The organism is Ensifer adhaerens (assembly GCF_000697965.2).
Lineage (GTDB): Bacteria > Pseudomonadota > Alphaproteobacteria > Rhizobiales > Rhizobiaceae > Ensifer > Ensifer adhaerens.
This window is the reverse complement of sequence record NZ_CP015881.1, coordinates 1,140,574-1,167,450: the sequence shown is the minus strand read 5'-3', so window position 1 is coordinate 1,167,450 and position 26,877 is coordinate 1,140,574. Positions and strand designations below refer to the sequence as shown.

The window sequence follows — 26,877 nt, the reverse complement described above, 5'->3', positions numbered from 1 at the left end:
TTCAAGCTCCAGGTTGCTCAAAGGAGGCTGTTTGCTGCTGGCGGCGCTTGCTGGCGCCCGAGCTCGCGAATTGCGTGGCGAAATCGCGGAACGACTGGTGGATATGGTCCAGGTGCGCCTGTGTCAGGCCATGGTGGCAGGCGAGCAGAATGCCGCCGCGCATCACGTCGTCGGCGACCGGATAGCCGCGCGGCTCGACCTTGCTATGAACGCCGCTCATCGCCGGTTGGCGCAGGATGTTTCCGGTAAACACCGGTCGGGTCTGGATGTCGCGCTGTTCCAGGAAGATCTGCATCTCCCGGCGGGTGAATGGCGCATCCGCGCGCACAGTCATCGGGAATGCCAGCCATCCGGTTCGCGAAAGCGGCAATTGCTTCGGCAGGACGAACCAGTCCTCGTAGGCCTCGAAGAAGGCGCGCTGCTTGGCGAAGTTGCCCTCGCGCGCATCGATGTTTTGCTGCAGCCGTTCGAGCTGGACAAGCCCGAACGCCGCGCCCATTTCGGACGGTTCGATGTTGAAGCCCAGCACTTCGAACACGAACTTGGCGTCGTAGTCGAAGCCGTCTAGATCGATGTTGAACCGGTTCTCGATGGTCTCGGACTCGACAAAGAGCGAGGATGTGCGGCCCCAGGAGCGATAGAGCATTGCCTTTCGCGCCAGTTCGTCGTCGTTGACGCAAACCATGCCGCCGTTGCCCGCCGCGGTGATGACATGCGAGCCATAGAAGCTGGTCGTGCTGATATCGGACCGCGCGCCGGTGCTTGTATCCCTGATCGTCGCGCCGAGCGTGTCGGCGCTGTCTTCGATCACCAGCAGTTTGTGCGCGTCGGCGATGGCGCGAATGCGATCCCAGTCGGGCAGGTTCCCGATCAGCGAAGGGATCATCACCGCCTTCGTCTTTCTGGTAATCATCCGCTCGATCGCATCGACATCGATATTGTAGGTGCCTTCGACGACGTCGACGAAAGCCGGGATAAGACCGGCGCGCACGATCGGGGCGACGGTCGTCGCAAAGGTCAATGCGGGCGTGATGACCTCCGATCCCTTCGGAAGGTCGGCGATTTCGACGGCGAGATGGTTCGCGGACGAACCTGAATTCACCATGATGCCATGCCGTTTCGCAAAGAGCATCGCGACACGTTCCTGCATCGTCCTGACGGCCGTGCCCATCTGTGTCGATGAGCGCAGGACTGCCACGACGGCATCAATCTCTTCCTGACCGTAAACGGACTGTCCGTAATTAACTCGCATCTTTCCAATCTCCGATGTCGCGCAATGGCAATGGTCTTGCTTCGTGTTCGACTTCCTGTTTCCAGGCGGCGGCGTATTGCTCGATCTGATGCTCCGAGAACGACCGGATGTTCCTCGGATCCTCCCGATGCTTGCGGTACCAGGCGACAGTCGTGGCCACGGTGTCGCGCAGGCGCAGCACCGGCTTCCAGCCGAGTTCCGTGCGGGCCTTGGTGCTGTCGAGGCGCAGGATGGTCGATTCCACCGGCGCGTTTACCTGCGGTTCGACGATGTATCTCGGCGGCGTGTCACCCCATTGGGCAACGACCATGTCGGCAAGCGTTCCGACATTGACGGTCGCTTCCTGGTCGGGGCCGAAATTCCAGCCGCCGGCAAAGCGCGTTCTGCCGTGAAGCAGGTGCGCCGCCAGCATCATGTAACCGCGAAGCGGTTCGAAGACATGCTGCCACGGCCGGATGCTTGACGGATTGCGCAGCCGCGCGGGGCTGCCGCCTTCCACCGACCGGACCAGATCGGGCACGAGCCTGTCGGCACCCCAGTCGCCGCCGCCGATGACGTTGCCGGCGCGCACGCTGACGAGCTGAGGCCCGTTGGGGTCATTGAAGAACGAGGATCGATAGGCCGCTGCGACGAGTTCAGCGCAGCCTTTCGATGAGCTATAAGGATCGCGCCCGCCCATCGGGTCGTTTTCCCGATAGCCCCAGACCCATTCGCGGTTCTCGTAGCACTTGTCGCTGGTGACGACGATCACGCCCTTCAGGGATTTCATACGCCTTGCCGCATCAAGCACGATGGCGGTGCCGACGACATTGGTCGCATAGGTGTCGACCGGGTTCTCGAAGGAGGCGCGAACCACGGCCTGCGCGGCCAAGTGAATGACGAGATCGAAATCCTGTCCGCCGATTGCCCTCGCCACGTCGGCGGCAGACCGGATGTCGCCCTCATGGCCGTCGATGACGTCGCCGAGGCCGGTCGCCAGGTAGAAGGACGGTATCGACGGTGGCAGCGAGAGGCCGACCACCGATGCGCCCAGTCGCCTTAGCCAGAGCGAGAGCCAGCCTCCCTTGAAACCGGTGTGTCCCGTGATCAGGATCTTTCGGCCACGGAACGCCTCGGCAAGGTCGACCTCGCTGGTGATCAAAGCCATGTCCTACATCCGTACGTGATGGGTGGAGGGTGCGGCTGTCGCGGCGGAAAGGTGATCGCGTTCAAAGTGCAGCCACGGCGGATCTTCGCTTTCGCACAGCCCGTTCAGGTAATCGCGATCGCGGATCGTATCCATCGGATGCCAGAAGCCGTGATGCTTGTAGGCAAACAGTTGACCGGCCCTGGCGAGATTGGTCAGCGGCGACATTTCGAGCGGTTCGGAAAGGCTCGGAATGTAGTCGAGGACGCCGGGTTCAAAGACGAAGAAGCCGCCGTTGATCCAGGTTTCCTTCTTCTGCACCTTCTCGGTGAACTCGACGACCTGGTCACCTTCGATCTCGAGGTTGCCGAAACGGGCCGGTGGCTGCACGGCGGTAACTGTCGCAAGGCGCCCGTGCGAGCGGTGAAACGCCAGCAGCGCCTCTATGTCGATGTTTCCGACGCCGTCCGAATAGGTCACCATGAAAGGCTCGTTGTCGAGCCATTCGCGCAGCCGCAGGAGCCGCCCTCCAGTCATCGTCGACAGGCCGGTGTCCACGACAGAGACATTCCAGTCGAGCGGATGATTGGGGTGCAGCACCATCGAGCCGCTTCCGAGCGCAACGGTAAAGTCTGCGGTCGACAGATGGAAGTTATGGAAGAAGCTCTTGATCGACATGCACTTATAGCCGCCGGCGACGACAAAGTCGCGGTGCCCCCAGTGGCTGTAAATGTCCATGACGTGAAGAATGATGGGTTTGCCACCAATCTCGACCATCGGCTTGGGAATACGCGTGGTTTCCTCGGCCAGGCGCGAGCCAAGCCCTCCCGCAAAGAGAACGACTTTCATAGCGGTCTCCAAGAAGATATGTTTGGGATAGTGTTGACGTCTCAGGTTTTATTCATGAGCAATCGCGATCCAATGCGCGATTTGAGCGTTTTCAATAACTGATTAAAATGCACGTCAATAAAAGCAGGTGGTTACCTGCGCGCTACGGAATATGTCTGGATAAGTCCCAGGGTTTCCGTTATGTTAAGTAACTAATATACAAGAAATACCTTATATTCTGCTTGGCCGCAAGCCTTTTTACGTGTCAGGTTTATCCCTGCACGCTTGTCGGGGTTGTCCCGCTAGGCCATGCGCCGCTGCGCATTACGATCCTGTGTGATCTATTTGAAGCCGTGTGCGACTGCATCGTTCCCGTCGCCAGCCTGTATTTTATACTTCGTCTATTTTTGTTCGGAGTTTTTGCATGACCTATCCAGCAAGTGTTTCTTCGGAAAGACAGGAAACTGTTGAAGGAAAATCGGTCGGGATTTTCTATCAAGTCGCCGCGGCCCTGTTCTTCCTGTTCGTTTTCTATTTTCTGTTTCTTCGGATCATGAATTTCGACATGCGGCGAGACGAGCAGCTGTATGTGCCGCCGGCCAGGCTCTTGAACGACCAGTCGCTCTACGCCGATTTCTTCTACAATCATCCGCCGGCCTCTGCGTGGTACTTCTACGGCATCAGCAAGCTGACCGGGTCCAGCGACCTGCTCTTAAGCGGTCGCCTCGGTGTCTTCCTGGCCTGGATCCTTATGGCAGTCGCTGTCGGCGGCGTGGTGTATGTGTTGACGCGTTCGGCTTGGGCAACTGTCTGTGTCGGCATCCTGTCGCTGGTGAACGAGTTGTTCCTGACGCAGACGGGTGTCGGCGCCACCAACAATTTCCTGCCGTGGCCCTTCGCCTTTCTCGGCCTCAGTCTTTTTCTTCTCGCCCTGCGTAATGAACAGCGCCGTTCGTTTTTGGTGGCGCTGGCCGGATTTCTGCTGGCCTTGGCCGTGTGTTTCAAGCTGAGCGCCATCGCCTTCATCCCGGCCGTGGCCGTGGCCGCATTCCTTCTGCCGCGATCGCTGGCGCTGAAGGATCGTATTGCCAAGGTCGCGGCGCCGCTGCTGGTCGGCGGTCTTGCCGGCGGCGCGCCGATCCTTTTTTATCTCGTCAGGGATCCGCAGCTCTTCCTGGCGCATGTGGTGCGCTACCATACCGGTCCGCATCCGCAATACTGGCGGCTGATGAGCGGCGACGGGGAGGGCGGGGCGATGTCGCTCGCCCAGAAACTGGTCATGGCGCAGGATATATGGCTAGCGCCGGCCGTGGCCGTGGCGCTTGCGGCGATCATCGCCGTCGCGTTCATCGTTCTTGCCCGGCGCACCGACAACGTGGCGGTCGAACCACAGCTGCGCATGGGGGAGGTGCTCGTGCTTGCGGGCGTGCTCGTCTGCAGCTTTGTGCTGAGCTTCGTTCCGACGCCCGGGTTCCCCCAGTATTTTGCGCCGCCGCTCGTCTGCCTTCCGCTGGCGTTTGGCCTTTTGCTCGAGGCACTTGGTCCGCGCGCACTCCCCACGGTGCGGCCGATCCTGCTGTCGGCCGTACTTGTCGTCCTTGCGGTCAACGCGCCGCGCCTTGGTCAATACCTCGGCAAGGCGACCCATCCGCAGCAGTGGACGACGATGCGCGTGCATGAGGGAGGCGTGACGATTGCTGAGAGAATGCAGGCCGCCGGCGTCACCGGCAAGGTTGCGACGCTCGCGCCCATCTATCCGCTGGAAGGCGGCCTCGATGTCTATGCCGAGCTGGCGACAGGGCCGTTTGCCTACCGCACCGCCGACATGACGAGCCCCGAGCTGGCGAAGTACTACAAGATGACGTCACCATCGACGATCGAAGCGCTGTTCGAGAAAGACCCGCCGGCGGCGTTTCTGCTTGGCTTTGAAGACGAACTGGAAAAGCCGATGCGTGCCTATGCGGAAAGCCACGGCTACGTGCAGTCCGCGTCTCTCGGTTTCAAGGACAGATATGGGATCCCGACCCTCTACCTGAAGCCAGCAACGCCGCCCGGGTCGTGATCGGGTGATGCGGCGTCGCCTCCTGAGGCGGTGCCGTATCAGGTCGATACGCGCGCTGCCGGGTAAAGCGCGTGGGTCTCTTCAGGAGCGGCGATGACGTCATCCCACTGCTTTAGCACCGACTGGATAGCGTAGCGCGTGGCAACCGCGCGTGCGCCCATGGCGCCGATCTGGTGCCGGAGTGTCGCGTCGGCCGCCAGGCGGGCTATCGCGTCTGCCAGTCGGCGAGTGTCCTCCTTGGGGACGAGCATGCCAACCGCCGGCGTGTCGATGATTTCCGACGGCCCCCAAGGACAATCAAAGGCGATGCTGGCAAGGCCCGCGGACATCGCCTCCAGCAGCACATTTGGGAAGCCTTCGAAGCGCGAACTGAGGACGAAGATATCGCCGGCGTTGATCCACTCGACCGGTGATTTCGTGGTGCCCGGTAGACGAACGCGGTTTGAAAGGCCGAGGCGTCGGATCTGTTCCTCGAGCACGGGCCGTTCCGGGCCTTCGCCGAAGATTGTCAGCGTCATGTTCGGCGCGCGCCCCGCGATATCGGCAAAGGCGTCTATCAGTAGATCGAAGCCCTTCTGCCTGTTCAGGCGGCCGACGGCTAGCACGCGGGTGTCAGTGCCTGACTGTTTTTCACGTACATGCTGAAGCGTGATCGGGTTGGGGATGATCACGGCCTTGGCTTTGAGGGGCGGCGGCAGCGAATTGACCGCTTCCGTCGTCTGCATCACCAGCCGCTCCGCCAGGCGAGCCGCCAGCGGCCGCGCCAATCGCCATAGCGGGTTCATGTCTTGCGTATTGAAGTTGTTTCGCTCGGAAAGGACGAGCCGCAGGCCGAGGCCGCGGCTGGCAAGCACGACTATGATGTTGACCTTCGTCAGAAAGGAGATGACGAGGTCCGGCGATAGGGCGCGCAGGCGCGCGCGCAATCGGGCGATACGCTCGACTGTCCTGAAGACAGGCACCGACGAGCCGCCGCCCAGCGCCTCCACGCGGACGGACCTGTCATAGGCAAAGTAGGTCTCCGGGGTTTCCGCGTTGAGCGCGAGCACGTGCACGTCGTCACCGCGGGCCGAGCGATGGCGCGCGAGGATGTTGACGACCTTTTCTGCGCCGCCGGCACCAAGCCCTGAAAGCACAAACACAATTCGCAATGGCGGCTCCTGTCTCGATTGGGGCAGACGGGCATCCCGCCTGCGCCCGACCCGACCACGGCCTAGACGGCGCTCATCCAGCCATGGGTCAAGGCGAAATGGACAATCTGCGCCCGCGTGTGGAGCTGCAGCTTCTCCGTTGCACGGGCCTTGTAGGTTTCGATCGATTTGACGCTGACATTGGCGCGCGCGCCGATTTCCTTGTTGGAGTATCCAAGGGCGACGAGGCGCAGAACATCCTGTTCGCGACGGGTCAGCCCCGGCACGCCGGCCGTCTTCATCGTGCGCGACCCGGGATTTGGTGCCGTGCGCGTCAGTTCCTGGGCGGTTGGCGGATCGAGATAGAGCCCGCCATGCGTGACGGAGCGAACGGCAAGCAGCAGGTGCTCGGGCGCGGAGCATTTCTGGATGAAGCCCTTGACGCCGATCTGAAGCGCCTGCTGCGCGTAGGAGCGCTCCGGGTAAATCGTCATCACAACCACATAGGCCGAATGCTGCTGCTTGAGGATTTGCTCCGCGAGCGTAAGGCCGCTCATGTCGGGAAGGGCGATATCGATGACCGAAACGTCCGGCCCGGTTTCCTTGATCAGCGCGAGCGCCTCCGCACCCGTTCCGGCCGAGCCGACGCAGACGATATCGTTGGTCGTCTCGATCGTCGCGCGGGCGCCGACGATGACGAGCGGATGGTCGTCGATGATGACTGTGCGTATCGGCGTGGTCATGCTGCCCGCCTGACTGTCGGCGCCAAGTCCCCCGGCATTCGCTTAGGTCGCGCCTCTTTGTTATTGTCGTTCATGTGTCGGTCCCCCTCTCCGAATTTTTTCCGCAGCTTGAGCCGTGCGGTGGCTGCTAGAAGTTCCTCAGGAAATTGGAGTAACGCCGTTCGATGTTGTGCAGCGTGTATTCGCTTTCGATACGATTGCGGGCGAGATGCGCGTACCGGGCATACTCCTCCGGCGAAAGGTCGAGCACCTTGCGCATGGCGTCGGCAAAGGCCTCGGGATTGCGGGCGGGCACGACGATTCCGGCATTGCCGGCAACCTCAGCCGCGTCACCGACGTCCGTTGCCACCACCATTTTTGCGTAGCTCATCGCCTCGGCAACGACGTTCGGAAAGCCTTCTGTCCTGGAGGACAGGGCGAGAATGTCGATGCTGCGGTAGAAATCCTCCATGTCCGCAACTTCGCCCCTGAGGTCGATGGCCTCGCTTGGCAATCCGGCATCGGAAATCAGCTGGACGACTTCGGGATTGTCCCAGGCTAGTCCCCGTCCGGCCGCGAGAAAGCGCGTGTCGGGATGGGTGCGCAACACCGAGGCGGCGGCGCGAAAGAAGGTGGCGTGATCCTTCTGCGGGTGGAAACGCGCGACGATCCCGATCCGCCGGGGCGGCGCTTCATGGCCTGCTGCCACTGCCGGAATTTCAAAGCCGTTCGGGATGACGACCGAATTCAGGTTGCGGTAGCCATAGGCGCGGTGCATTTCGCGCGCGCGCGACGAATTGTAAATGATGCCGGAGGCCGAGCCGGAGAGCACGCGGGCAGCGGCGATCGCCATATGCGAGCTTCGCGACAGCGAGGCGACATCATCCAGCGACTGGCGAACATTCCAGATGACCGGCGTTGCGCGGCGCGCAAGCTTGGCAGCGACCGTGCCGACCACCATGGCGTGGTACATCCAGCACAGCATGACACTCGGCTTTTCCTGGCGGATGATGTTGGCAAGCCGCATCGTGCCCTGCAGAATGGCCGGGAGCGAGTGTGCGCCGAGCGCCACATACTCGACGCGCGGATTGTCCGCGAGGTCACGGTTTCGCGCCGAGACATCGAGCAGCGATACGACCATGACGCGTTCGTCAGACGACGCCTTGAGCAGGCGCGCGAGCATCGTCTCAGCTCCGGCGCTTGCGCTGAAATTAGTGATCAAATGCAATATCATACCGTGGATCCGAAGTTGCGCCGCCGTTTGGGCCTTCGTCCGCATTCCCTGAGCCTGACGACAGGGCGCACCTGGGTGCTTCCCGGCGGGGGCACAAGCATTAAATTCCTGGACGCGCCCAGTGCACGCCAAGACATCAACTTCCTATTGCCTCGATTATGGACACTTCGGACGCGATTATTTCTGAAATAGGTTCGTACTCTAAATTGACCTTCCAGGGCGCGCCCTAGAATGCAGTGGTTTCAAGATACAACGGCAGACACTGTCATGCAATTATTCTCTTGCAGTATAGCCCGGCTCTGAAATAGCATCCCGTCATATCATACTTGAAATACATTAATATCGCCCGGATGGGTTATTTCTTCCCTTGGTTGTGATCCGAGTTGTATATTGCGCTCTGACACATTGTGTATTTGAGAACCAAAATGCGTTTTGCTCTGGTTGGTGCCGTCGAAGGATCCCTAATCGCGCTCAATGCCCTGTTGGCGAAGGGGATGCTGCCGTCCGTGGTGGTAACGCTGCCGCCGGAGGCTGCGGATCGTCATTCCGATTTTGCCGACTTGACGACGCCGGCGCGCGCGGCGGGCAGCGCGGTCTGCCATACGACCAACGTGAACGCTGAAGACACGCTTGCAGCCATCCACGCGAGCGCTCCGGATCTCGTCCTGGTCCTCGGCTGGTCGCAGATCTGCCGCCAGGCCTTCCGTGCCATCCCGCGGCTGGGCGTGATCGGTTTTCACCCGTCGGCGCTGCCACGTCTGAGAGGCAGGGGTGTTATCCCCTGGACCATCCTGCTTGGCGAAAAGACGACGGGTTCGTCGCTCTTCTGGATAGACGAGGGCACGGATTCCGGCCCCATCATCCTGCAGCGCCTGTTTTCTGTCGCGCCGGATGAGACGGCGCGTAGTCTCTACGGCAAGCATGTGCGCAATCTGGCGGAGATGGTGCCGGAGGCCGTTGAATTGGCCGCGGCCGGCAAGGCGCCGCGGATGGAGCAGGACCACAGCCTGGCGAACTATTGTGCAAAGCGTGTCGCCGAGGATGGCCTGATCGATTGGCGGCGCCCGGCAGCGGAGGTGCTGCGACTGATCAGGGCGGTCGGCGAGCCCTATCCCGGCGCCTTTTCGCGCCCGGACGGAAAGGTCGTCCATATCGATGCGGCGCGGCCCTTCGCGGACTCCTTCCGTTACATCGGCCTTGCCGCGCAAGTTCAGACTCATACGGCGGATGGCTTTACCGTCATGTGCGGAGACCGGCAGTGCATCGAGGTAACCGCGTGGCGCACGGCCGACGGCCGGCGCCCCCCGGTGCACAGCAAGTTGGATGCGTAACCGCGGGGGCATTGCATCGGGTTCAGTCAGGCGGAGCCACGGTGATTGCCTTGGCCCGTCGTCCTAACAGTCAAGGAGAAGGCGTGTATGGCGTACCGGTCGTTCAAGATCCTTGTCTCTTCCGCAGGAAGACGTGTTGGCCTGATCGAGTGTTTTCGCCGGGCAGCGCGCGCGCTGAACATCGATATCCAGATTCTGGCCTGCGATCTTGATCCTGACCTGAGCGCGGCCTGTGGCGTTGCAGACCGGGCTTTCGCGGTACCCGCCTATAGTCACCCAGAGTTCACGGGCCGCCTGGCGGAGATCGCGCGGGCGCATGATGTGCGGCTGCTCGTACCAACGATCGATCCCGAACTGGTACCGCTTGCGGCAGCGGCGGGGGATTTCGCCCACTTCGATTGCCGCGTGCATGTGAGCACTCCGCCTGTCATCGACGTTGTGCGCGACAAGCTCGAAACCATGCGTGTGCTCGACGCGGCTGGGGTGCCGGTCCCGCGGACCGGCATGCTGGAGGAGGTTCGCGGCGAGCTCTCCCGCTGGGACTGGCCGCTGTTCCTCAAGCCCAATGCCGGGAGCGCAAGCCGCTCGATCAGCATGGTGCGCTCAATGGCCGATCTGCCTGAAACGACTGCAGAGCCGATGATCCTGCAGCAATATCTCGACGGTCCGGAGCACACGGTCAATGCGTTCGTCGATGACGGTGGCACATTGCAGTCGGTCATTTCGCATCGGCGCTTGCGCATAAGGGCGGGCGAAGTCGAAAAGGGCGTCACCGAGCGCCATACGGCGCATCGGGCGATGGCTGAGGGCATTTTGCGGGCGTTGCCCGACTTGCGTGGTGCGTTCTGTTTCCAGGTCATGGACGATCGCCTGACCGGCCCGCGGGTGATCGAAATCAACGCTCGTTTCGGCGGCGGCTATCCGCTTGTGGATCATGCCGGCGCGACTTTTGCCCAATGGCTGCTGGAGGAAGTGGCAGGCTTGCCGAGAACGGTCCACGACGATTGGCGAGAAGGTGTGCTGATGCTGCGATACGATGCAGCGGTGTTCCGGGGATAGGCGGATGGGCGAGCAGGTGCTTGTCTTCGATCTCGACGATACGCTCTATCTGGAGCGGGATTTTGCTGCAAGTGGCTTCAGGGCCGTTGATGCCTGGCTGGCGAACCATCTGGGCGCGGAAGGCTTTGCCGGGCATTGCGAGGCAGCTGCTGCGAGCGGGCACAGCGGGCGCGTTTTCGATACGGCGCTGGCAGCGATCGGCATTGCCATCGACGAAGCGTTGGTCGGCCAGTTGGTTGCCGTCTACCGCGGACACCGGCCGGAAATAGCTCTCGCCGACGATGCTCGCCGCTATCTGGAGCGTGCGCGCGTCGGCCGAAGAGCGATCATCACCGACGGGCCGGCGGCCACGCAACAGGCCAAGGTCAAGGCGCTGGGGCTCGAAGCCTTGGTGGACCGGGTGATCTTCACTGATCTTTGGGGGAGAGAATTCTGGAAACCGCATGCACGGGCCTATGAGGCGATCGAGACCTGGGCGGACGTCAAGCAGGACAGTCTCGTCTACATCGCCGACAATCCGCTCAAGGATTTCGTCACGCCACGCCGGCGCGGATGGCAAACGGTGATGGTCGCGCGCGAAGCGCGGGTTCACCGCACGGCGGCGCCGGACGAGGCGCACCAAGCCGATAGGCGGATCAGCGATCTCGACGAACTGGACGAGGCATTGCGGTCACTCGCCGCTGGTGAAGCGGTCGCTCGGTGAGTTTTTCGCGAACGGGACTGCCAGTAGAGGCAGGAACTGGCGGAAGTGGCGGCCGCGGAGCGCGTATTCAAACCCGCGGCCGCCGGTATTTTATGCGAAGGTGAAGTCCGCCGCGCTGAAGTTGGCCGCAGACAGGGTACCGTTCGGATCGTCGACGACGATCTGGAAGGCGTGGCCGCCCGAATCCTGTGCCTTCAGGATCACGTCGCCGCTGGCGTCGTCATAGGCATAGACCGTGCCGGGACCACCTGTGTTGGCGTAGCGGGTGATGCCGAGCTTTTCGAGCACGATGCGATCGAGACCATCCTGGTAGTCCATGATGGTATCCCGTCCATCGAGTGCGCCCGCGCCCTTGAGCACGAAGCGGTCGGCGTCAGCGCCGCCCCAGAGGAAGTCTGAGCCGGTGTCGCCGATCAGGGTATCCCTGCCGGCATCGCCGCGGATCGTGTCGTTGCCCGAGCCGCCATAGAACAGGTCATCGCCATCGCCACCATTCAGCGTGTCGTTGCCGTCTTCGCCGCTGATGCTGTCGTTGCCGCCATCACCGTAGACGAGGTCGTCGCCTGCGCCGACGCTGATCCGGTCGACGCCGGCACCGCCATGGGCCTCATCACGACCGTTCTCTGAATCGAGAATGTCGTTGCCGTCGCCGCCGTCGAGATAGTTGTCGCCGTCGCCGCCATCGACCCGGTCATCGCCGATGCCGCCATAGACGTGGTCATTGCCGGACTGGCCCTTGAGCGCGTCGTTGCCGCCTTCGCCATAGATGTAGTCGTCGCCGGCGCCGCCGCCGACGGCCTGCGTCGTTACCTTGCCGGTCGCCGGATTGATGCGATTGACGAAACCGTCATTACCGTCGCCGGCATAGATGATGTCATTGCCAGCGCCACCATCGATATATTCCTCGCCGGCGCCACCGTAGAAGGTATCGTTGCCGGCACCGCCGAGCATGGTGTCGTGGCCATCGCCGCCGTCGAGTGTGTCGTCGCCGTCCTCGCCGTCGAAGATGTCGTTGCCCAGGCCACCCACGAAGTGGTCGTTACCAAGGCCGCCATCGAAGGAGTCGTTGCCGACGCCGCCTTCAGCATAATCGTCGCCTGGACCGGCCTTGAAGAAGTCGTTGCCGTCGCCACCGTACATCCGGTCGTTGCCGTCGCCACCGTCGAGATAGTCGTCTCCGGCATAGCCCCAAAGGCTATCGTCGCCGCCATATCCATAAATTGTGTCAGCTACGTTCGTGCCATAAAGCGTGTCAGCTACGGGTCTTCCCTTAACGATCATGTTTCCATCCTTTATTAGTGGGGCAGAATACGCGCCGTTGCTTTTACCGACCGCCGCGCAAAGGCAGCAAGCGACCTTAGCGTGTGAAAACTGTGATCTGTCGCGTTAGATGGTGGGGGCCTAAAATAGCATCTATAAGCAACCGCTACAACAGATGTATAGTACCTACTCAACCCCCGGCATGTTGACATCGGGGAACACTTCCATCGATACGGCCCCACTCAAATTCCTGGAAACGGTGTCGTTGCAGCATGGTAGACAACAGAATCACAAGCGGTAGTTTACGCTCTGCGTTCCGGCGCAGCGTCATCGATCTCGGCTTGTTCTCGACGGTCGTCAACGTGTTGGCGCTGACCTCGCCGCTGTTTTTGATCCAGGTTTATGATCGAGTTTTGCCCTCTTCGAGTATCGAAACGCTCGTCTACCTCACGATTATCGCGTTCCTTGCCTTCGCATTCCTCGGCCTGCTCGATGTGATTCGGGCGATCTATGCGGTGCGCATGGCGGCCAAGCTCGACAGCGAGCTCGGGGCGACCGCCTTCGAAAACCTGGTCGCGGCAACGGGCAGGGAGCCGGGTGACATCCAGCCCTTGCGCGATCTTGCGACCGTTAGAGGCTTCGTCGCTTCACGTGGCACGCTGGTCCTCTTTGACCTGCCGTTCTCGCCGGTGTTCGCCGCACTCCTTTATCTCCTGCATCCGCTGCTCTTCCTGATGACGACGATCGGCGCGATCGTGGTCTTGCTCTTGGTTTTCCTCAATCAGTACATGAACAAGAAGGCGTCGCAGTTCGCGCAGGAGCGTATAACCAGCGCCAATCTGACGGCGCAGATGTTCAGCCGCAATGCCGAGACCGTGCGTGCGATGGGCATGACGAACAATGTCAGCGAGGTTTGGGGCCGACAGTTTGCTGCCGCGACGGCGGCAGCGGACGGAAGCCTCGTCGTCAACGCAATCTTCGGCGGCCTATCGCGATCGATCAGAATGATCCTGCAGATGGCGATCCTCGCTGTTGGCGCGACCCTTGTCTTAAAGGGGCAGATGACTGCCGGAATGATTTTCGCGTCGTCGATCCTATCGGGCCGCGCGCTGCAGCCGCTCGATCAGCTGGTTGGGATCTGGAAGCAGGCAATGGATGCGCGCAGTGCCTGGCAGCGGTTCGAAAAGGTGATCGAGGCCGGCAATGCCGATAGCCGCAAGCTTCTGCTGCCGAACCCAGCCGGCGATATCGCCGTGCGTGATTTGCTCTATGTTTCGCCCGATGCCGGAGCCGACCCTGAGCCGATCCTGAAGCGGCTGAATTTCACGATCGCTGCCGGTGAGAGCGTTGCGGTGGTCGGACCGAGCCGGGCGGGCAAATCGACGCTCGCGCGGCTTTTGACCGGCGCCGTTGCCCCGACCGCGGGCTCGATCACCATCGACGGTGCGGATCTGAGAACCTGGGACGCGACGCAGCTCGGTAGTCTGATCGGCTATCTCGCACAGGACGTGCAGTTGCTGCCGGGCACGATCGCCGCCAACATCTCCCGCTTCGAGCCGGATGCAGCCGACGAGGCGGTGGTTGCGGCCGCGCGCGCGGCTCATGCCAATGATCTCATCCTGTCGCAGACGAAGGGCTATCAGACCCCGATCGGGCCCGGTTCCAACAATCTCTCCGGCGGCGAGCGGCAGCGCATCGGGCTTGCGCGCGCCTTCTACGGCTCCCCGCGTCTTCTTGTTCTCGACGAGCCGAACGCCAACCTCGACAGCGAAGGGGAAGCGGCACTCGGACGGGCGCTGAGAGACGCGAAAGCGCGCGGCGTCACCGTCGTCATCGTCACGCACCGCATTTCGATTGCCACGACGTGTGACCGGATCCTGGTGATGAAGGATGGCCGGATTGACGACTTCGGCCCGACAGACGAGGTGGCGCGCCGCGCGCAGTCCGAAAGGGCTGACCGGGCCGCGAAAGCCGCGGCTGTAAAGAGACAGGCGAACCCTTCGCCGACAAACATTTCCGCCTTCCTGCCTGGCAGAACCGGGGATCGGCCATGACGACGACGGGTACTCGACGCTCCTGGCGGGAGACAATCGTCACCGATACCGGGATGGTCGGCCGGCTCGGCTATGGAACGCTTGTCCTCATCCTAGCCGGTTTCGGCTATTGGTCGGCAACGGCGCCGCTCTCCGGTGCCGCAGTCGCTTCCGGCACGATCACGGCCACGGGCCGTAATGTTCTCGTGCAGCATCTGGAAGGCGGGATCGTCAGCGAAATCGCGGTTCGCGAGGGCGATGCAGTCTCAAGGGGGCAGACGCTCGTGGTCCTCGACGACACCGTCGCCCGCACGCAGCTCAACCGCCTTGCCAAGCAATGGGTGGCGCTAAAAGCGCGGGAGGCGCGCCTTGCCGCCGAACGGGACGGGCGGCGGGATCTGACGATCGCGATCGGCAACGCGCCGGCCACGATGTCGGCCGCAAGCCGTGACCTGACCGAAGAGCAGGTGAAGGAGTTTCAGACCCGGCTTGCCCGCTTCACCTCCGAGACCGTTATTCTGCAGCAACGGGTCGAAAGCATCAACGATGCGCTCGATGGCTTGGCCGCGCAGAAGGCGGCCGTCGAGAAGCAGACGCAGATCGTGCGCAGTGAAGCCGAGCGAAAGTTCAATCTCCTGGAAAAGGGGCTGACGAACCGCACGGAGTACACGCAGCTTCTTCGCGTCGAAGCGGACCTGCTCGGCCAGGTCGGCATGCTGCAGGCAGAATCCTCGTCGAGCCGCACGCAGGTCGCAGAAGCGCGTGAGCAGATCGAACGGCTGAAGACCCAGCGCGTCGAGCAGGCGGTGACCGCGATGAACGATGTGAAGACCGGGCTTGCCGACGTGGAGGAACAAGTCGAGGCCGCCCGCCGTGTGCTCGAGCGCACCGTCGTCAAAGCACCGGTGGACGGCGTTGTCGTCGCCTCGGTTTACAATGCTGTTGGCAGTGTCGTCGGTCCCGGCGAGAAGATCATGGAGATCCTGCCGACAGGGGACTTGGTAGTCGATGCGCGCATTCATCCGCACGACATCGACGTCGTCCATGTCGGTCAGCCGGCGAGGGTCCGCCTCTCGGCGCTCAATACCAGCTTGACGCCGGAGGTTTCTGCGACGGTTGCCCATGTGTCGGCCGACCGCCTGACCGATCCGGCGACGCGCGAGCCCTATTACAGGGCCGTGTTGCGCCTGGATACGCCGCTGCCGCCCGGCGTGCGGATGGAGCAGCTGCATCCGGGGATGCCGATCGACGCCTTTATCGAACTCGGCGACCGCACCTTCCTTGAGTATCTGATCCGGCCGATTTCCGACTCCTATCGACGCGCCTTCGCGGGGGAATGAGCCCACAAGGTCCTTCCCGCGCAGAATTGCACTGGGCCGAGGTGTACGCTGATGTCGCAGGCTGGCCTGGTCGGCCGGCTGGTTCGTTTTCCGGCGGTCGGAGAGGTCCTGTCGAAGTTCCTCGATCTTCACCCGAGAGCAGTTCCGGGATGCGCGCTGCTGATATCGGGGCGCATTTTTCAGTCGCGCTAAGATTTAGTCGATTTGTATCTACAGGTATGCTTCATTTTTCTCTGTTATGTATTTTGGACATGCAAATATATTCCAAATTATACATAAAATTGTGTGGCAATGTTCCGGAAGTGAATCTTTATTTATTTCTTTTGGGCGGTCCATTCCGCCCCTTGGGAACTGTAGCGGTCGCTTGCTAACCCCAAAGGGTTATGGATTAAATTGTAGTAATACTATTGAGTTCTAATATAATTAGGTAAATTGCTTCCGATAGAACGAAAAGATAATTTACATACAGGTTTTGGCGTGCGAGAGTTTTGGCGAAGTTGGCGTATTTTATTGCGAAGACCAAAGTTTGTATCAGTGCATAGATAAAATAGATTTCAGGTAAATTTGTATGAGCTGATCGGTATCAGAAGTTTATTCCAAACAAATTCAACGAGACATGACGTCTCAAGGCGCATCATTCGTCCGTCCGTTCTCGGCGCGGCGGTTGAATGGCGTTCTATGGATCGAAGGGTGTCGCATGCATCGCAACGAGGCCGCTGCCCAGCCAACGCAAGCCGTCGCCCCGTCTCCGCCGTCTATGGCGAGATACTGGGCAAGGTTCCTTAATCTGTTCACCTGGTTTGCCGCCGTCGCCCGTGCGCTTTTGCGCCTGGCAGCAAGAACGGCCGTATCGTCGGTCAAGCAGGTTCGTCGATCGCGCGTGCTCTACGCGATGGACATAGCGTCTGCAGCCCTGGCGCTCGTGGCCGCCTTTTTCCTGCGCTATGGCTTCGACGCCATGTCGACGCGACCGGAGCTTATCTGGGCGCTGCTAGCCACCGGGCCGCAATATCTTCTGGCCTGTGCGATCGCCTTTCCGATCGCGGGATTGTACGCTCGCGACTGGCGCTACTGCTCCGTCTCTGACCTGCGCTCAATCCTTCAGGCCGTCTTGATCAGTTCAGCGGCGCTGGTGTTGATGTCGTTCTTTGCGAACCGCCTCCAGGATATGCCGCGAAGCGTTGTGCCACTCGAGGCGCTTCTTCTGACCGCATTCCTTTCGGCTTCGCGGCTGAGCTTCCGGCTCGACGAACTGGCGCTGCGCCCAACGCGACGGCAGCCGGTCGCCGAGGGCAATGCCGACCAAATCCCGACCTTGCTCGTCGGCAGCGGCCATGCGGCAGATCTCTATCTGAGAGCGCTCCGCCGCGATCCGCATTGCAGCCACAAGCCGGTCGGCTGTTTGGAAGTGACGCCGGAGCATACGGACATGACCTTGCGCGGCATTCCGATCCTTGGCGCGCTCACCGATTTCGAGACTGTGGTTTGCGCGCTCGCAGAAAGTGGACAGTTGCCGCGCCATGTTGTCTTTACCGAAGCGCTTTCGGCATTCGGGGAAGCCGCTGAGGATGTGATGCGGCGCGCCGAAGCGCGTGGCATGACCGTATCGCGCCTGACGCAGATCACCGAACTCAAGAGCGCCAAGCAGGAAAGCCGTTTCGAACTCCGCTCGATCGAGCTGACGGATCTTCTGGAGCGCCCGCAGGCAGCCCTCGACAACGAGGCAATTCTTCGCCTCGTCCGCGGTCGGCGCGTCCTGATCACCGGCGCCGGTGGTTCGATCGGCAGCGAGCTCACCTTGCAGGTGGCGGCGCGTGAACCGGCCGAACTCATCCTGGTTGAGAACTGCGAATACAATCTCTATGCGATCGACATGGAGCTCGGGGAGCGCTATCCGGCCGTCAAGCGGACGGCAAACCTTTGCAACGTCCGCCGGGCCAATCGCGTCAACGATGTCTTTGCCAAGTACCGGCCAGAACTCGTCTTCCATGCTGCCGCACTCAAGCATGTGCCGATGGTGGAGCTTAACCCTTGCGAGGGCGTACTGACCAATGTGATCGGCACGATGAACGTGGCGAATGCCGCCCGCCGCTTCAAGGTGCAGGCGATGGTGCAGGTGTCGACCGACAAGGTCGTCAACCCGACCAGCGTGATGGGCGGGACCAAGCGGCTGGCCGAACTCTATTGCCAGGCGCTTGACCTTCATTGCCTGAAGAAGGGTTCCGGCCCGCGCTTCATGACGGTTCGCTTCGGCAACGTGCTCGGATCGAGCGGCTCGCTGATCCCGCTGTTTAAGCGGCAGATCGCCAAGGGTGGCCCGCTGACGGTAACCGATCCGCGCATGACTCGCTTCTTCATGACCATTCGCGAAGCCGTCGAACTGACGCTGCAGGCTTCGGCCTATGGTCTGGAAGGCGAAATCGGCAAAGGCGAGATTTTCGTTCTGGACATGAATGAGCCGATCAAGATCATCGACATCGCCAAGCGGATGATCCGGCTTGCCGGCCTTACGCCGGGCAAGGACATCGATATCGAGATCATCGGTCTCAGGCCCGGCGAAAAGCTCTATGAGGAGCTGTTCGACAGCGGCGAGCAACGCATCAGTTCACCTATTCCAGGTGTGCTCGGCGCGATGCCGAACGCCGTGCCCCTGGCGACGCTCAAGGAGATGTTCGCGCGCCTGAAGCTCTTTGCTGAACTCGGCGATCAGGCGATGGTCTTTGCGATCATGAACAGCCTCATTCCCGGCTTCGACAAACATCCGACTGAAGGCACGGCTGGCGCGCCCTCGTCGGACGACGGGGAGGAAGTGGCCGCCGACGCCGATGCCGCGCATCTCACCGACGATGTCCTGCAAGCAGCGCTGTCGAGCCTTAGGCGGGGGCCGCCTTCGACGCCGATGCCGATGTGATCTGTACGATCTTTCGAACGCTTGTATGGAGCGCGCCCTGATGTTGATTGACGCGAGCGACTATTCTCCGGTCAGGCTGCCGCCACAGCGGGCGGCTGCGGCCGCGGGATCGGCGGTTGCCGGCGTGGTTCCAAAACAGCGGATCGCGGTGCTTTCGAGCTACAGTCGCTCGCTCACCAATTTTCGCCTGGAGTTGCTGCGGCGCCTGGTGGAGGCCGGCCATTCGGTCCTGGCCGTCGGGCCGGAGCAGGACGAGGACGTCGTCCGGCAGCTTGCCGCGATCGGTGTGGAGTTCGTCCGCTCGCCCATGAGCCGCACGGGGCTCAACCCACTGACGGATCTCGCGACGCTCTGGTCCTACTGGCGGCTGTTACGCTCGCGGCAGATCGATGTCGTGATCCCCTATACGATGAAGCCGATCGTCTACGGCGGCATTGCCGCTCGTCTGGCCGGCGTCAAGCGACGGTATTTTCTCGTGACCGGCCTTGGCCACGTCTATTCGGAAGCCGCAGGAAAGCGGTGGGTCGGGCGCCGCATCAAGCAACTGAGCGTGCTGCTCTACCGGTTGGCGCTCAAGGGGGCCGGCGGGGTCTTTGCCTATAATCGTGCGGATTCGGCTGATATCGAGAGCTGCAGGCTGATTTCCGACCCGCGCGCGCTGACGCTCGTGCCGGGCTCAGGCGTCGACCTCGACCACTATGCCTTTTCGAGCCCGCCCCGCGGGCGCCCGGTTTTTCTGCTTGTCGCCCGCCTGCTGAAGGACAAAGGGATCGGCGAGTACGTCGAGGCCGCGCGCCTCGTTCGCCAGCAGTTCCCGGAGGCCGAATTTCGTCTTCTGGGACAGTTCGATCCCAGTCCGGCGGCGATCTCCGCTGAAACCATCGATGGATGGGTCAAGGACGGCAGCCTGAACTATCTCGGCGAAACCACGGATGTGCGCCCGCATCTCAGCGATTGCAGCGTCTTCGTCCTTCCGTCCTACTATCGCGAGGGCATACCGCGCAGCATTCTTGAGGCGATGTCGACCGGGCGCGCGATCGTCACAACCGATCTGCCGGGCTGCGACGAGACAGTGGTCGACGGGCTCAATGGTTACCTTGTGGAGCCGCGCAACGCCAAGCAACTGGCCGAAGCCATGTGCCGCTTCCTGAGAGCGCCTTCACTGATCACAGACATGGGGCTCAGGTCTCGTGAACTGGCCCAATCAAAGTTTGATGTGCATGCTGTGAACAAGCTGCTTCTTGAGCGCATGGCACTGATCTGACAGGAACATTTCACTTTGTCCAAAATAGTCGCGAGTGTTCTACAAGAAAGAGCAACCGCGACGATGCTTTGTCAGCAACTTTTCGGCTGCGCGCGTTTCTAACGCGCCAATGGGAAACTCATATTTTTCGATGTATACTATTACTGATAGTTGTTGAATTGACCATTGCTATGCATAATCGCCTTTGAGGAATATTTGAGGCGATCGTCTTACAATGGCGGGCAGCGTCGTTCACATCATCAACGACCTTAACGGAAACGGCGGCGCCGAGCGCCTGGTCGTGGAAATGGCGCAGCGGCAGGCGCGGTTTTCGGCAACGGTGATCGTGTGGAAGGGGGCAAATCACGAGCTCCTGGAGGACAAGGCTTTCGCTGCCGTGACGATCATCGCGGTCAAGCTGACGAGCCCCAGTTCGATTGCCAGAGCATGGCGCGCGATGCGGGCCGCGGACGTCGTGCACGTCCACCTGTTTCCCTCCCTCTATTTTTGCGCTCTCCTGCCTTTTCGGAAAATCTACACCGAACACAACACTTGGAACCGCCGAAGGGCGAGGCGGTGGCTGCGGGGTATCGAAAGGTGGGTCTATGGCCGTTACGACGGCGTTGCGGCAATCAGCGCACCTGTCCGTGACCACCTCTCCGAATGGCTGGCGCCCATGGCCGCGAAAATCCACATCGTCGAAAACGGTGTCAGCCTGGACCGGTTTGCGTCGGCGCGCGACCGCAAGCCGAGAGAGGATGGGCTCTTTTACATAGGCATGGTCGGAAGCTTCACGGAGAAGAAGGACCAGGAAACCATCGTGCGGGCCCTGCAGCGGCTTCCGGACAAGGTCCATGCGGTCTTTGCCGGTGTGGGGGAACGCCGACCGATCGTGGAAGAACTGGCCGGAGCTCTGGGACTGCAAGAGCGCGTCCACTTTTCCGGGCTGGTCCGGGATATCCCGGCGTTCCTCAGCCAAATTGATCTCTATGTGCAATCGTCCCATTGGGAAGGCTTCGGGGTGGCCGTGGTCGAGGCGATGGCGTCGGACCTGCCGGTCCTGGTCAGCGATGTCGGCGGGCTGGCCGTGGTCGTTGACAACGACGACTACCGGTTCCCGGCGAAGAACCACGGGCAACTCGCAGACCGCATTCGCGAACTTACCAGCGATGATGAGAAGTATCGCAATGCGACGGCCTATGCGCGCCGCCGTGCACAAGGCTTTTCAATCGACCGGACCGTCTCGTGCTACGAGGACCTTTACGCGCTGATCAAGCCCGGTCCGCCGTCATTGACGGCGGCCGGCGCAGATGCCGGCGCCCCTCGGTTCCACCGTTCCTCGCACCCTTCACAGGACCTGCGCTGAGTCGTCGTTGCGCTCGGCCGGAGGGAAGCAGAGAAGAAAGAAGGCGGCACGATCTGGCGAACGGGGGCATGGCATGACGCAGCGGCTCATTTGAAAGCAACTGCTGAAATGTAACTTGGAATCTCCGGGGGAGTTGGTATTATCCCTGCATTGTTTTCGAATATACTGAAATTAACTGTTGTCGTTTTCATGTTTTGGGAGCCGATGTCGGCCAATCTACCCTCGGGATCACTGTAGCGGGCGCTGAGCCCCTGTCTGGAAAGGCAGGCGGCAAAGTATTCGGTCGCTGCCAGATGCCCTCTGGGTTCGAGAGCCGCAGGCAATTTTTACAGGTTGTCCGACCATGGTGATGAGCGCCCGGCAATTTTATTCTGGAAACGACGGCTCGACGGACTGGGTCCGGGAGTCGGAGTTCTTCGCAAAACTGAAGATGCGAAACGGCACCTTCAAACTCACGCAGCCGTCGCGCTTTCGCGAGCTGGAAACCGCATTCAGGCCCTTGCTTTCGCAGCGGGCGACGCAGTTGCGGGAGGTGCTCGATGTCGGTGTATCTACCGGTGTGACGACGGTCGAGCTATTGCGATACCTGGAGGCCTGCGGGGCGAATCCGAAGATCACAGCCACCGATCTCTTCATCGACGCGCACATCGTCGAGGTGGCGCCGGGGGTTCGCGTTCTTGCCGATCCGGAAGGTTGGCCGCTGCAATATGATGTCGCCGGTCTTGCGATCCGGCCCTGGATCCGACGGCTCGACTATGTCTCCCTTGCCTTCATCCCGCGGCATCTGGCGAAATCCATGCTGCAGCCGCGCCTGCGCGCGCTGATCCGCAGCGGAAGGAGCGAGCCGGTCCAGATGATCACCCGGTCGTTATCGCGTGACGATTCCATCGCGTTTGTCGAGGATGACATCATGCGGCGCTCACCGGATTTCGCCGGCCGCTTCGATCTCGTCAGAGCCGCGAACATTCTCAACAGGAGTTACTTCTCTGCCGCGCAGATCCGGTCGGCAGTGTCCAACATTCGATCCTATCTGAGCGGCGCTGGAAGCCTGTTGATTGTGACCCGGACGAACGAGAAGGGCGAAAACGGGGGCACGCTTTTCGAAGTGGGCGCCGGCGGCACGTTTACGGTGCTGATGCGCGTCGGCTCCGGATCCGAGGTTGAAGACCTGATCCTCGGCTGTCCAGCGCCCTGACGCTCTCCCTATAGGTCTTCTCGAGGGCAAGCCTTAGCCTTGTTCCTTCTCAAGTCTCTGCGAAACGGTAAACCTGGCTGCGGGAGCCTTGACGCCGTCTGGGCGACAAGGAAGATTGCAACCCAGACGGAAGGTCCGGTCGCGGACGCACTGGCCGAGTGCCGGTCGCGCTCCACGGTCGGCTCGGCGGCTCAGGCATCCACCTACACTTAAGATCCAGGCGCCTCCGATCGCGATGAGGTGTCGCGAGGGAAAACGGCTTGAAAAGGATACTGGTTACCGGTGGAGCCGGCTTCATTGGCGCGCACCTCGCCCGTCGGCTGGTAAAGGCCGGCCATGATGTGACCGTCCTTGATGATCTGAGTTCGGGAAAGCGAGAAAACGTCCCGCCGGCTGCCACCTTCATCGAAGGGTCGGTGCTCGACCGCGACGCCGTGCGCCGCGCGCTCGCCAATGTGGATGCCTGTATCCATTTGGCGGCGATCTCGTCGGTCGAACGGTGCAAGCGGCAACTGACGTCATCGCACGCAATCAACATAACGGGGTTCCTCACGATCATCGAGGAACTTGCCCACTCCGGGGCTCATTTTCCGCTTGTCTATGCCTCATCGGCTGCGGTTTACGGGGCAAGCCAGGAACTGCCGCTTTCGGAAGCCGGACGTTGCATTCCGTTGTCGCCTTATGGTGCGGACAAGCTTTCCTGCGAACTTCACGCGCGGTCTGCCTATGAGGTCTACGGTATAGCGAGCCTGGGTCTGCGTTTCTTCAACGTGTACGGGCCGGGGCAGGATCCATCGTCTCCCTATTCCGGCGTGATCGCGAAGTTCGCCGAACGGCTAGAGCGCGGTGAAAACATCACCATCCATGGGGATGGCCGTCAGACCCGTGATTTTGTCCATGTGGATGACGTCGTGGAGGCTGTGCTGCACGCACTTGGCCGCTGGGACACGGGCGCGCGCATCGTCAACGTTTGCAGCGGGGTCGAGACATCGATCAGCGACCTTGCGCGGATCATGATCGAGGAAACCGGCAGCCGCTCGGAGATCACCTATATTGACGGCCTGTTGGGTGAAGTCAGGCGCTCGCGGGGGTGCGTCGAAGCGCTCCACGCAAAACTAGACTATCGCTGCGTGACTGACCTTCGAGCCGGGCTTGCACGACTGCTGCAGTGATCTCGATGGCAGAGCGGACGCGATGTTCGCAAGCTGCGGAGAGGGGACGACCGCGCTGGTGGCGTCTCATTGCTATTCAAAGCTCGGCGCGTGCCATTCCTCGCCCTTGAGACTGTTGTGTTCAACTTCCATGGTGTAGAAACACCGAAAACGACCCAAACGGGAATCAACGAGGGGATGAGCGCATGGAACTGCTGACGCTTCAACATTTCGCGGGTTGCGTCGGTCAGGCGTTCGATCTGTCCCTTGGTGAGAGCACGGTGCCTTTGACACTTGCAGAAGCCACGCCCGGTACGACGCCGATCTTGCCGGGCATGCTTCGCGCGCCCTTTTCGCTGATCTTCCGTAGCGGTTCAGCAATCGTGCTGCCGCAACAGATCTACCGGCTTAAAAATGCGTCGCTCGGCGCACTGGACATTTTTCTCGTGCCGGTTGCCCGCGACACGCAGGGTATCGTCTACCAGGCCGTTTTCAATTGAGGATTGAGTGGACTGTCAGCGGCGCTTCGCTCCGTCGAAATCGCCGGGCGACCATTCCATCTTGATATGCGAGCCGACATCGTTGATGCCCCGAAATCCAAGGCGCTGATAGAGCGCTTGAGCTCGAAAGTTCCGTTGCTCGACATGCAAGGTGAGAACGCACGCCTCTGAGGTCTCGGCCTCACGCTGAATAGCCGTCAGTAAGGCTGTGCCTTTGCCCTGGCGGCGCCACTCAGGCAAGAATCCGATGTCGACGATGAGCCAGCGCTCCTTGTCCGCGTTCAGATAGAGCCGGCCGACCGGCTTGTCTCCGATTTCGACAACGAGATAGTCCGCCTCCGGATAGACCGACCGGTAGTGGCGGTGCTGGGCGATAAATTGTTGTTCGAGAAAGTCCTTCTTCTGCTCAGGCGACCACGGCACGGCCGCCAGTTCGTCTGAGCGAAACGACGCGTATAGCTCGAGCAAGAACGGTGCATCCTCTGGCGCGGCATGACGCAGGGACATGCCCAGCACCTCCAAACGAGGTGGATGAGATCGGACCGGGAAATCGACCGCGGTAATATCAGCGTACGGCTTCACCCGAAGGACGGAAAGTTGCCGTTGAGCGCAATGCAGAAATTGACCGCCAGGTAAGGCTGTCGGTTTTCGTGCGGGAGGTTTCCACCCGACAGACCGATCATGGACGGAGCAAACTGGGCATCCGGTTGGGCAGTGCTCACCGCCATGACCGTGTGCTCCGTTGGCAGACTGAGCGAGTTTCCGGACGACGGCGTACTCGCTCTTTTCGTCCCGTCTGTCTGATTGTAGATGGTCAGTGAATGCGCATGTGCGGGCATTTCAGTTGAAAGCAGGGTAACATTCTGCGCCCCGAAGACCTCTCCGATCGTCCGGGGCGTAAGACCTGGACCTGTCCCCTGATTGCAGGGTGCACGTCCGGCAAAGTTCGGCAACTGGAAATTGCTGTGACCGTTGCCGCCATACGACGTTCCGATGAGCGAGAACAACGCGGTATTTTGCTGGATGGGCATCAACGGTCCGTTGCAGAACGCCCAACCATAGGGTGCATAATTGAAACTGAAGAGCTGGATCTCGCCAATGAAAGGCTCTGTCATTCTTATCCCCTTATTGTGAAATACAGGCCCGGATCAGTTCTGCTGCGGAAAGACGCCGTATAGTGCAATGCAAAAGTGCGTCGTCAGCGTCGGCATCGTGTTGTCATGAGGCTGACTGCCGCCTGTGGGGCTGGTCGAGTTCGGCGATGTCCCGCGGCCCGTCAGGCCGCTCACGTCCGTTGCGTAGAGTGTGTCGCTGGCAACCGCTCCTAACATGACAGTTGGCCCGACCGCCGTGGCGTCCGCAGTGGCCGTCGTTGCGACGATCGGGTGGCCGTGCGGTGGTAGTTGGGTGCTGACCAGCGTCACGTTTTCGGTGCCAGCAAGCTGACCGAGCACCCGCGTCGTCAGGCCCTGACCCGTGCCCCAGTGCATCGGCACGCGGCCGCGTAGGTCAGGCACACGAAATGTTGACTGGCCGTCTCCGCCGTAGGTGGTCCCGAGCAGCGTGTAAAGCATCTCATATTCCGCGATCGAAAGCAGCGAACCGTCGCAGGCTTGCCAACCGGTGGGCACCCGGGGGAACCCGAACATTCGTATTTCCCCGACATAGGGAGTGCTCATGCTTACCTCCGGTGGCTGAGTTCAGTTGCGCGACGGGTAGACGCCCGACAGCGCGATGCAGAAGTTGATGACGTTGAAGGGTTGCACATTCGCGTGGGGCTGCCCACCGCCCGCAGGCGCGATGGTCTGGGATGATAAAGGCACCTGAGATCCACCGGGTTGCGCATAGATCGGCAGGGTTGTCGTACCGAAGAGCGACGGCGCACGTTGATCTCCAACGGCCGTCGTTCCATTACCCTGATGAAGATGAGAGGGGATCTGCTGCGTATTTAATGTCACGCTCTCCACGCCCCCAATCTCCGCCATCGCGGTGGTAGGTTGCCAGCTTGGATCGACAGAATTGCCGTACGAAACAGGCGCGCGGCCTTGCAAATTTGGAAGCATGAAGTTTGTCGTGCCGTTGCCACCGTAGTAAGTGCCCAGCAGCGAAAACAAGGCCTGATTTTGGGCGATTGCCATCACCTGACCGTTGCAGAGAGCAAAGCCCTTCGGCGCAAAACCAAATCCGGTCATCATGATCTGCCCGACATAGACCTCGGTCATCGCTGCCCCTTCCGATAAATCTTAACGACTCTAGTTTGCGCCTTTCGCACACTCTCCCTCATAACGCGCATCTTGGGAAGAGTGCATGCGGACACTTTTTTATTCGAATTCCCGCATAAGTCGCACTAGTCCTGGTTGTGTGACTCGAATTTTCGTGTCAAGCAGTGCGTGGCTTTGGAAGGGGCTGAGCGTGGCGATGGGCTCGCGTC

23 protein-coding genes are annotated in these 26,877 nt (G+C 61.0%); 12 read left to right on the top strand and 11 right to left on the bottom strand.

The window, feature by feature from the left end; all coding sequences use genetic code 11:
• Position 1 precedes the first annotated feature (1 nt).
• Genes FA04_RS24965 through rfbF form a run of 3 tightly spaced genes read right to left on the bottom strand, consistent with a single transcriptional unit; the run spans position 2 to position 3,227 of the window.
• The gene (locus tag FA04_RS24965) at positions 2-1,252 is read right to left on the bottom strand and encodes a DegT/DnrJ/EryC1/StrS family aminotransferase (RefSeq protein ID WP_051659418.1); all 1,251 of its coding nucleotides are present in this window, start codon (positions 1,250-1,252) and stop codon (positions 2-4) included.
• Complete coding sequence (gene rfbG, locus FA04_RS24960) at positions 1,242-2,399, bottom strand: CDP-glucose 4,6-dehydratase (RefSeq protein ID WP_082936560.1); 1,158 nt, start codon at positions 2,397-2,399, stop codon at positions 1,242-1,244. Before rfbG ends, FA04_RS24965 begins: the two co-directional genes overlap by 11 nt.
• A 3-nt stretch (positions 2,400-2,402) precedes the next feature.
• Positions 2,403-3,227: a glucose-1-phosphate cytidylyltransferase gene (gene rfbF, locus FA04_RS24955; protein ID WP_051659417.1), complete on the bottom strand. Its 825-nt coding sequence runs from the start codon at positions 3,225-3,227 to the stop codon at positions 2,403-2,405.
• Positions 3,228-3,630: 403 nt separating this feature from the next.
• Here rfbF and FA04_RS24950 point away from each other — a divergent pair, with 403 nt between their 5' ends.
• Positions 3,631-5,268: a glycosyltransferase family 39 protein gene (locus tag FA04_RS24950; protein WP_034798284.1), complete on the top strand. Its 1,638-nt coding sequence runs from the start codon at positions 3,631-3,633 to the stop codon at positions 5,266-5,268.
• A gap of 38 nt (positions 5,269-5,306) precedes the next feature.
• Here the strand turns inward: FA04_RS24950 and FA04_RS24945 are convergent, their stop codons facing one another.
• From FA04_RS24945 to FA04_RS24935, 3 genes are all read right to left on the bottom strand, one after another.
• Positions 5,307-6,410, bottom strand: a complete 1,104-nt coding sequence (locus FA04_RS24945; RefSeq protein ID WP_234798809.1) for a glycosyltransferase family 4 protein — start codon at positions 6,408-6,410, stop codon at positions 5,307-5,309.
• A 71-nt stretch (positions 6,411-6,481) separates the two neighbouring features.
• Positions 6,482-7,141: a response regulator transcription factor gene (locus tag FA04_RS24940; protein WP_034798282.1), complete on the bottom strand. Its 660-nt coding sequence runs from the start codon at positions 7,139-7,141 to the stop codon at positions 6,482-6,484.
• Between the two features lie 127 nt (positions 7,142-7,268).
• Positions 7,269-8,354, bottom strand: a complete 1,086-nt coding sequence (locus FA04_RS24935; RefSeq protein WP_034798345.1) for a glycosyltransferase — start codon at positions 8,352-8,354, stop codon at positions 7,269-7,271.
• A 425-nt stretch (positions 8,355-8,779) separates the two neighbouring features.
• On the opposite strand from FA04_RS24935, the gene FA04_RS24930 reads away from it, so the two are divergent.
• The 3 genes from FA04_RS24930 to FA04_RS24920 all read left to right on the top strand — a co-directional run bounded on the left by FA04_RS24930 (position 8,780) and on the right by FA04_RS24920 (position 11,447).
• Positions 8,780-9,685: a methionyl-tRNA formyltransferase gene (locus tag FA04_RS24930; RefSeq protein ID WP_034798280.1), complete on the top strand. Its 906-nt coding sequence runs from the start codon at positions 8,780-8,782 to the stop codon at positions 9,683-9,685.
• Between the two features lie 87 nt (positions 9,686-9,772).
• Positions 9,773-10,744 (top strand): ATP-grasp domain-containing protein, encoded by a 972-nt coding sequence (locus tag FA04_RS24925; RefSeq protein WP_034798278.1) that lies wholly within the window; start codon positions 9,773-9,775, stop codon positions 10,742-10,744.
• Positions 10,745-10,748: 4 nt separating this feature from the next.
• Positions 10,749-11,447, top strand: a complete 699-nt coding sequence (locus FA04_RS24920; RefSeq protein ID WP_051659415.1) for an HAD family hydrolase — start codon at positions 10,749-10,751, stop codon at positions 11,445-11,447.
• A gap of 90 nt (positions 11,448-11,537) precedes the next feature.
• On the opposite strand, the gene FA04_RS24915 is transcribed toward FA04_RS24920, so the two are convergent.
• On the bottom strand, positions 11,538-12,728 hold the full coding sequence (locus FA04_RS24915) for a calcium-binding protein (RefSeq protein WP_034798276.1): 1,191 nt from the start codon (positions 12,726-12,728) through the stop codon (positions 11,538-11,540).
• A 251-nt stretch (positions 12,729-12,979) separates the two neighbouring features.
• On the opposite strand from FA04_RS24915, the gene FA04_RS24910 reads away from it, so the two are divergent.
• From FA04_RS24910 to FA04_RS24875, 8 genes are all read left to right on the top strand, one after another.
• The gene (locus FA04_RS24910) at positions 12,980-14,761 is read left to right on the top strand and encodes a type I secretion system permease/ATPase (RefSeq protein ID WP_051659414.1); all 1,782 of its coding nucleotides are present in this window, start codon (positions 12,980-12,982) and stop codon (positions 14,759-14,761) included.
• Positions 14,758-16,080 carry an HlyD family type I secretion periplasmic adaptor subunit gene (locus FA04_RS24905; RefSeq protein WP_034798274.1) on the top strand — a complete coding sequence of 441 codons (1,323 nt, stop codon included), beginning with the start codon at positions 14,758-14,760 and terminating at the stop codon, positions 16,078-16,080. Before FA04_RS24910 ends, FA04_RS24905 begins: the two co-directional genes overlap by 4 nt.
• Before the next feature lie 757 nt (positions 16,081-16,837).
• Positions 16,838-18,991: a polysaccharide biosynthesis protein gene (locus FA04_RS24900; RefSeq protein WP_082936581.1), complete on the top strand. Its 2,154-nt coding sequence runs from the start codon at positions 16,838-16,840 to the stop codon at positions 18,989-18,991.
• 40 nt (positions 18,992-19,031) lie between these two features.
• Positions 19,032-20,255, top strand: coding sequence for a glycosyltransferase family 4 protein (locus FA04_RS24895; RefSeq protein WP_051659428.1), 1,224 nt, complete (start codon positions 19,032-19,034; stop codon positions 20,253-20,255).
• A gap of 214 nt (positions 20,256-20,469) precedes the next feature.
• A complete protein-coding gene (locus FA04_RS24890; RefSeq protein ID WP_034798272.1) occupies positions 20,470-21,600 on the top strand; it encodes a glycosyltransferase in 1,131 nt (376 codons plus the stop codon).
• A gap of 343 nt (positions 21,601-21,943) precedes the next feature.
• Complete coding sequence (locus FA04_RS24885; protein ID WP_034798270.1) at positions 21,944-22,795, top strand: hypothetical protein; 852 nt, start codon at positions 21,944-21,946, stop codon at positions 22,793-22,795.
• Positions 22,796-23,055: 260 nt separating this feature from the next.
• On the top strand, positions 23,056-23,967 hold the full coding sequence (locus FA04_RS24880) for an NAD-dependent epimerase/dehydratase family protein (RefSeq protein ID WP_034798268.1): 912 nt from the start codon (positions 23,056-23,058) through the stop codon (positions 23,965-23,967).
• Between the two features lie 185 nt (positions 23,968-24,152).
• The gene (locus FA04_RS24875; protein WP_034798266.1) at positions 24,153-24,446 is read left to right on the top strand and encodes a DUF6916 family protein; all 294 of its coding nucleotides are present in this window, start codon (positions 24,153-24,155) and stop codon (positions 24,444-24,446) included.
• Between the two features lie 15 nt (positions 24,447-24,461).
• On the opposite strand, the gene FA04_RS24870 is transcribed toward FA04_RS24875, so the two are convergent.
• From FA04_RS24870 to FA04_RS24855, 4 genes are all read right to left on the bottom strand, one after another.
• Positions 24,462-24,953 carry a GNAT family N-acetyltransferase gene (locus tag FA04_RS24870; protein WP_034798264.1) on the bottom strand — a complete coding sequence of 164 codons (492 nt, stop codon included), beginning with the start codon at positions 24,951-24,953 and terminating at the stop codon, positions 24,462-24,464.
• A 71-nt stretch (positions 24,954-25,024) separates the two neighbouring features.
• A complete protein-coding gene (locus FA04_RS24865) occupies positions 25,025-25,561 on the bottom strand; it encodes a phage tail protein (protein ID WP_034798262.1) in 537 nt (178 codons plus the stop codon).
• Positions 25,562-25,594: 33 nt separating this feature from the next.
• The gene (locus tag FA04_RS24860) at positions 25,595-26,125 is read right to left on the bottom strand and encodes a phage tail protein (RefSeq protein WP_034798260.1); all 531 of its coding nucleotides are present in this window, start codon (positions 26,123-26,125) and stop codon (positions 25,595-25,597) included.
• A 21-nt stretch (positions 26,126-26,146) separates the two neighbouring features.
• Positions 26,147-26,668 (bottom strand): phage tail protein, encoded by a 522-nt coding sequence (locus FA04_RS24855; RefSeq protein WP_034798258.1) that lies wholly within the window; start codon positions 26,666-26,668, stop codon positions 26,147-26,149.
• Positions 26,669-26,877: the final 209 nt, after the last annotated feature.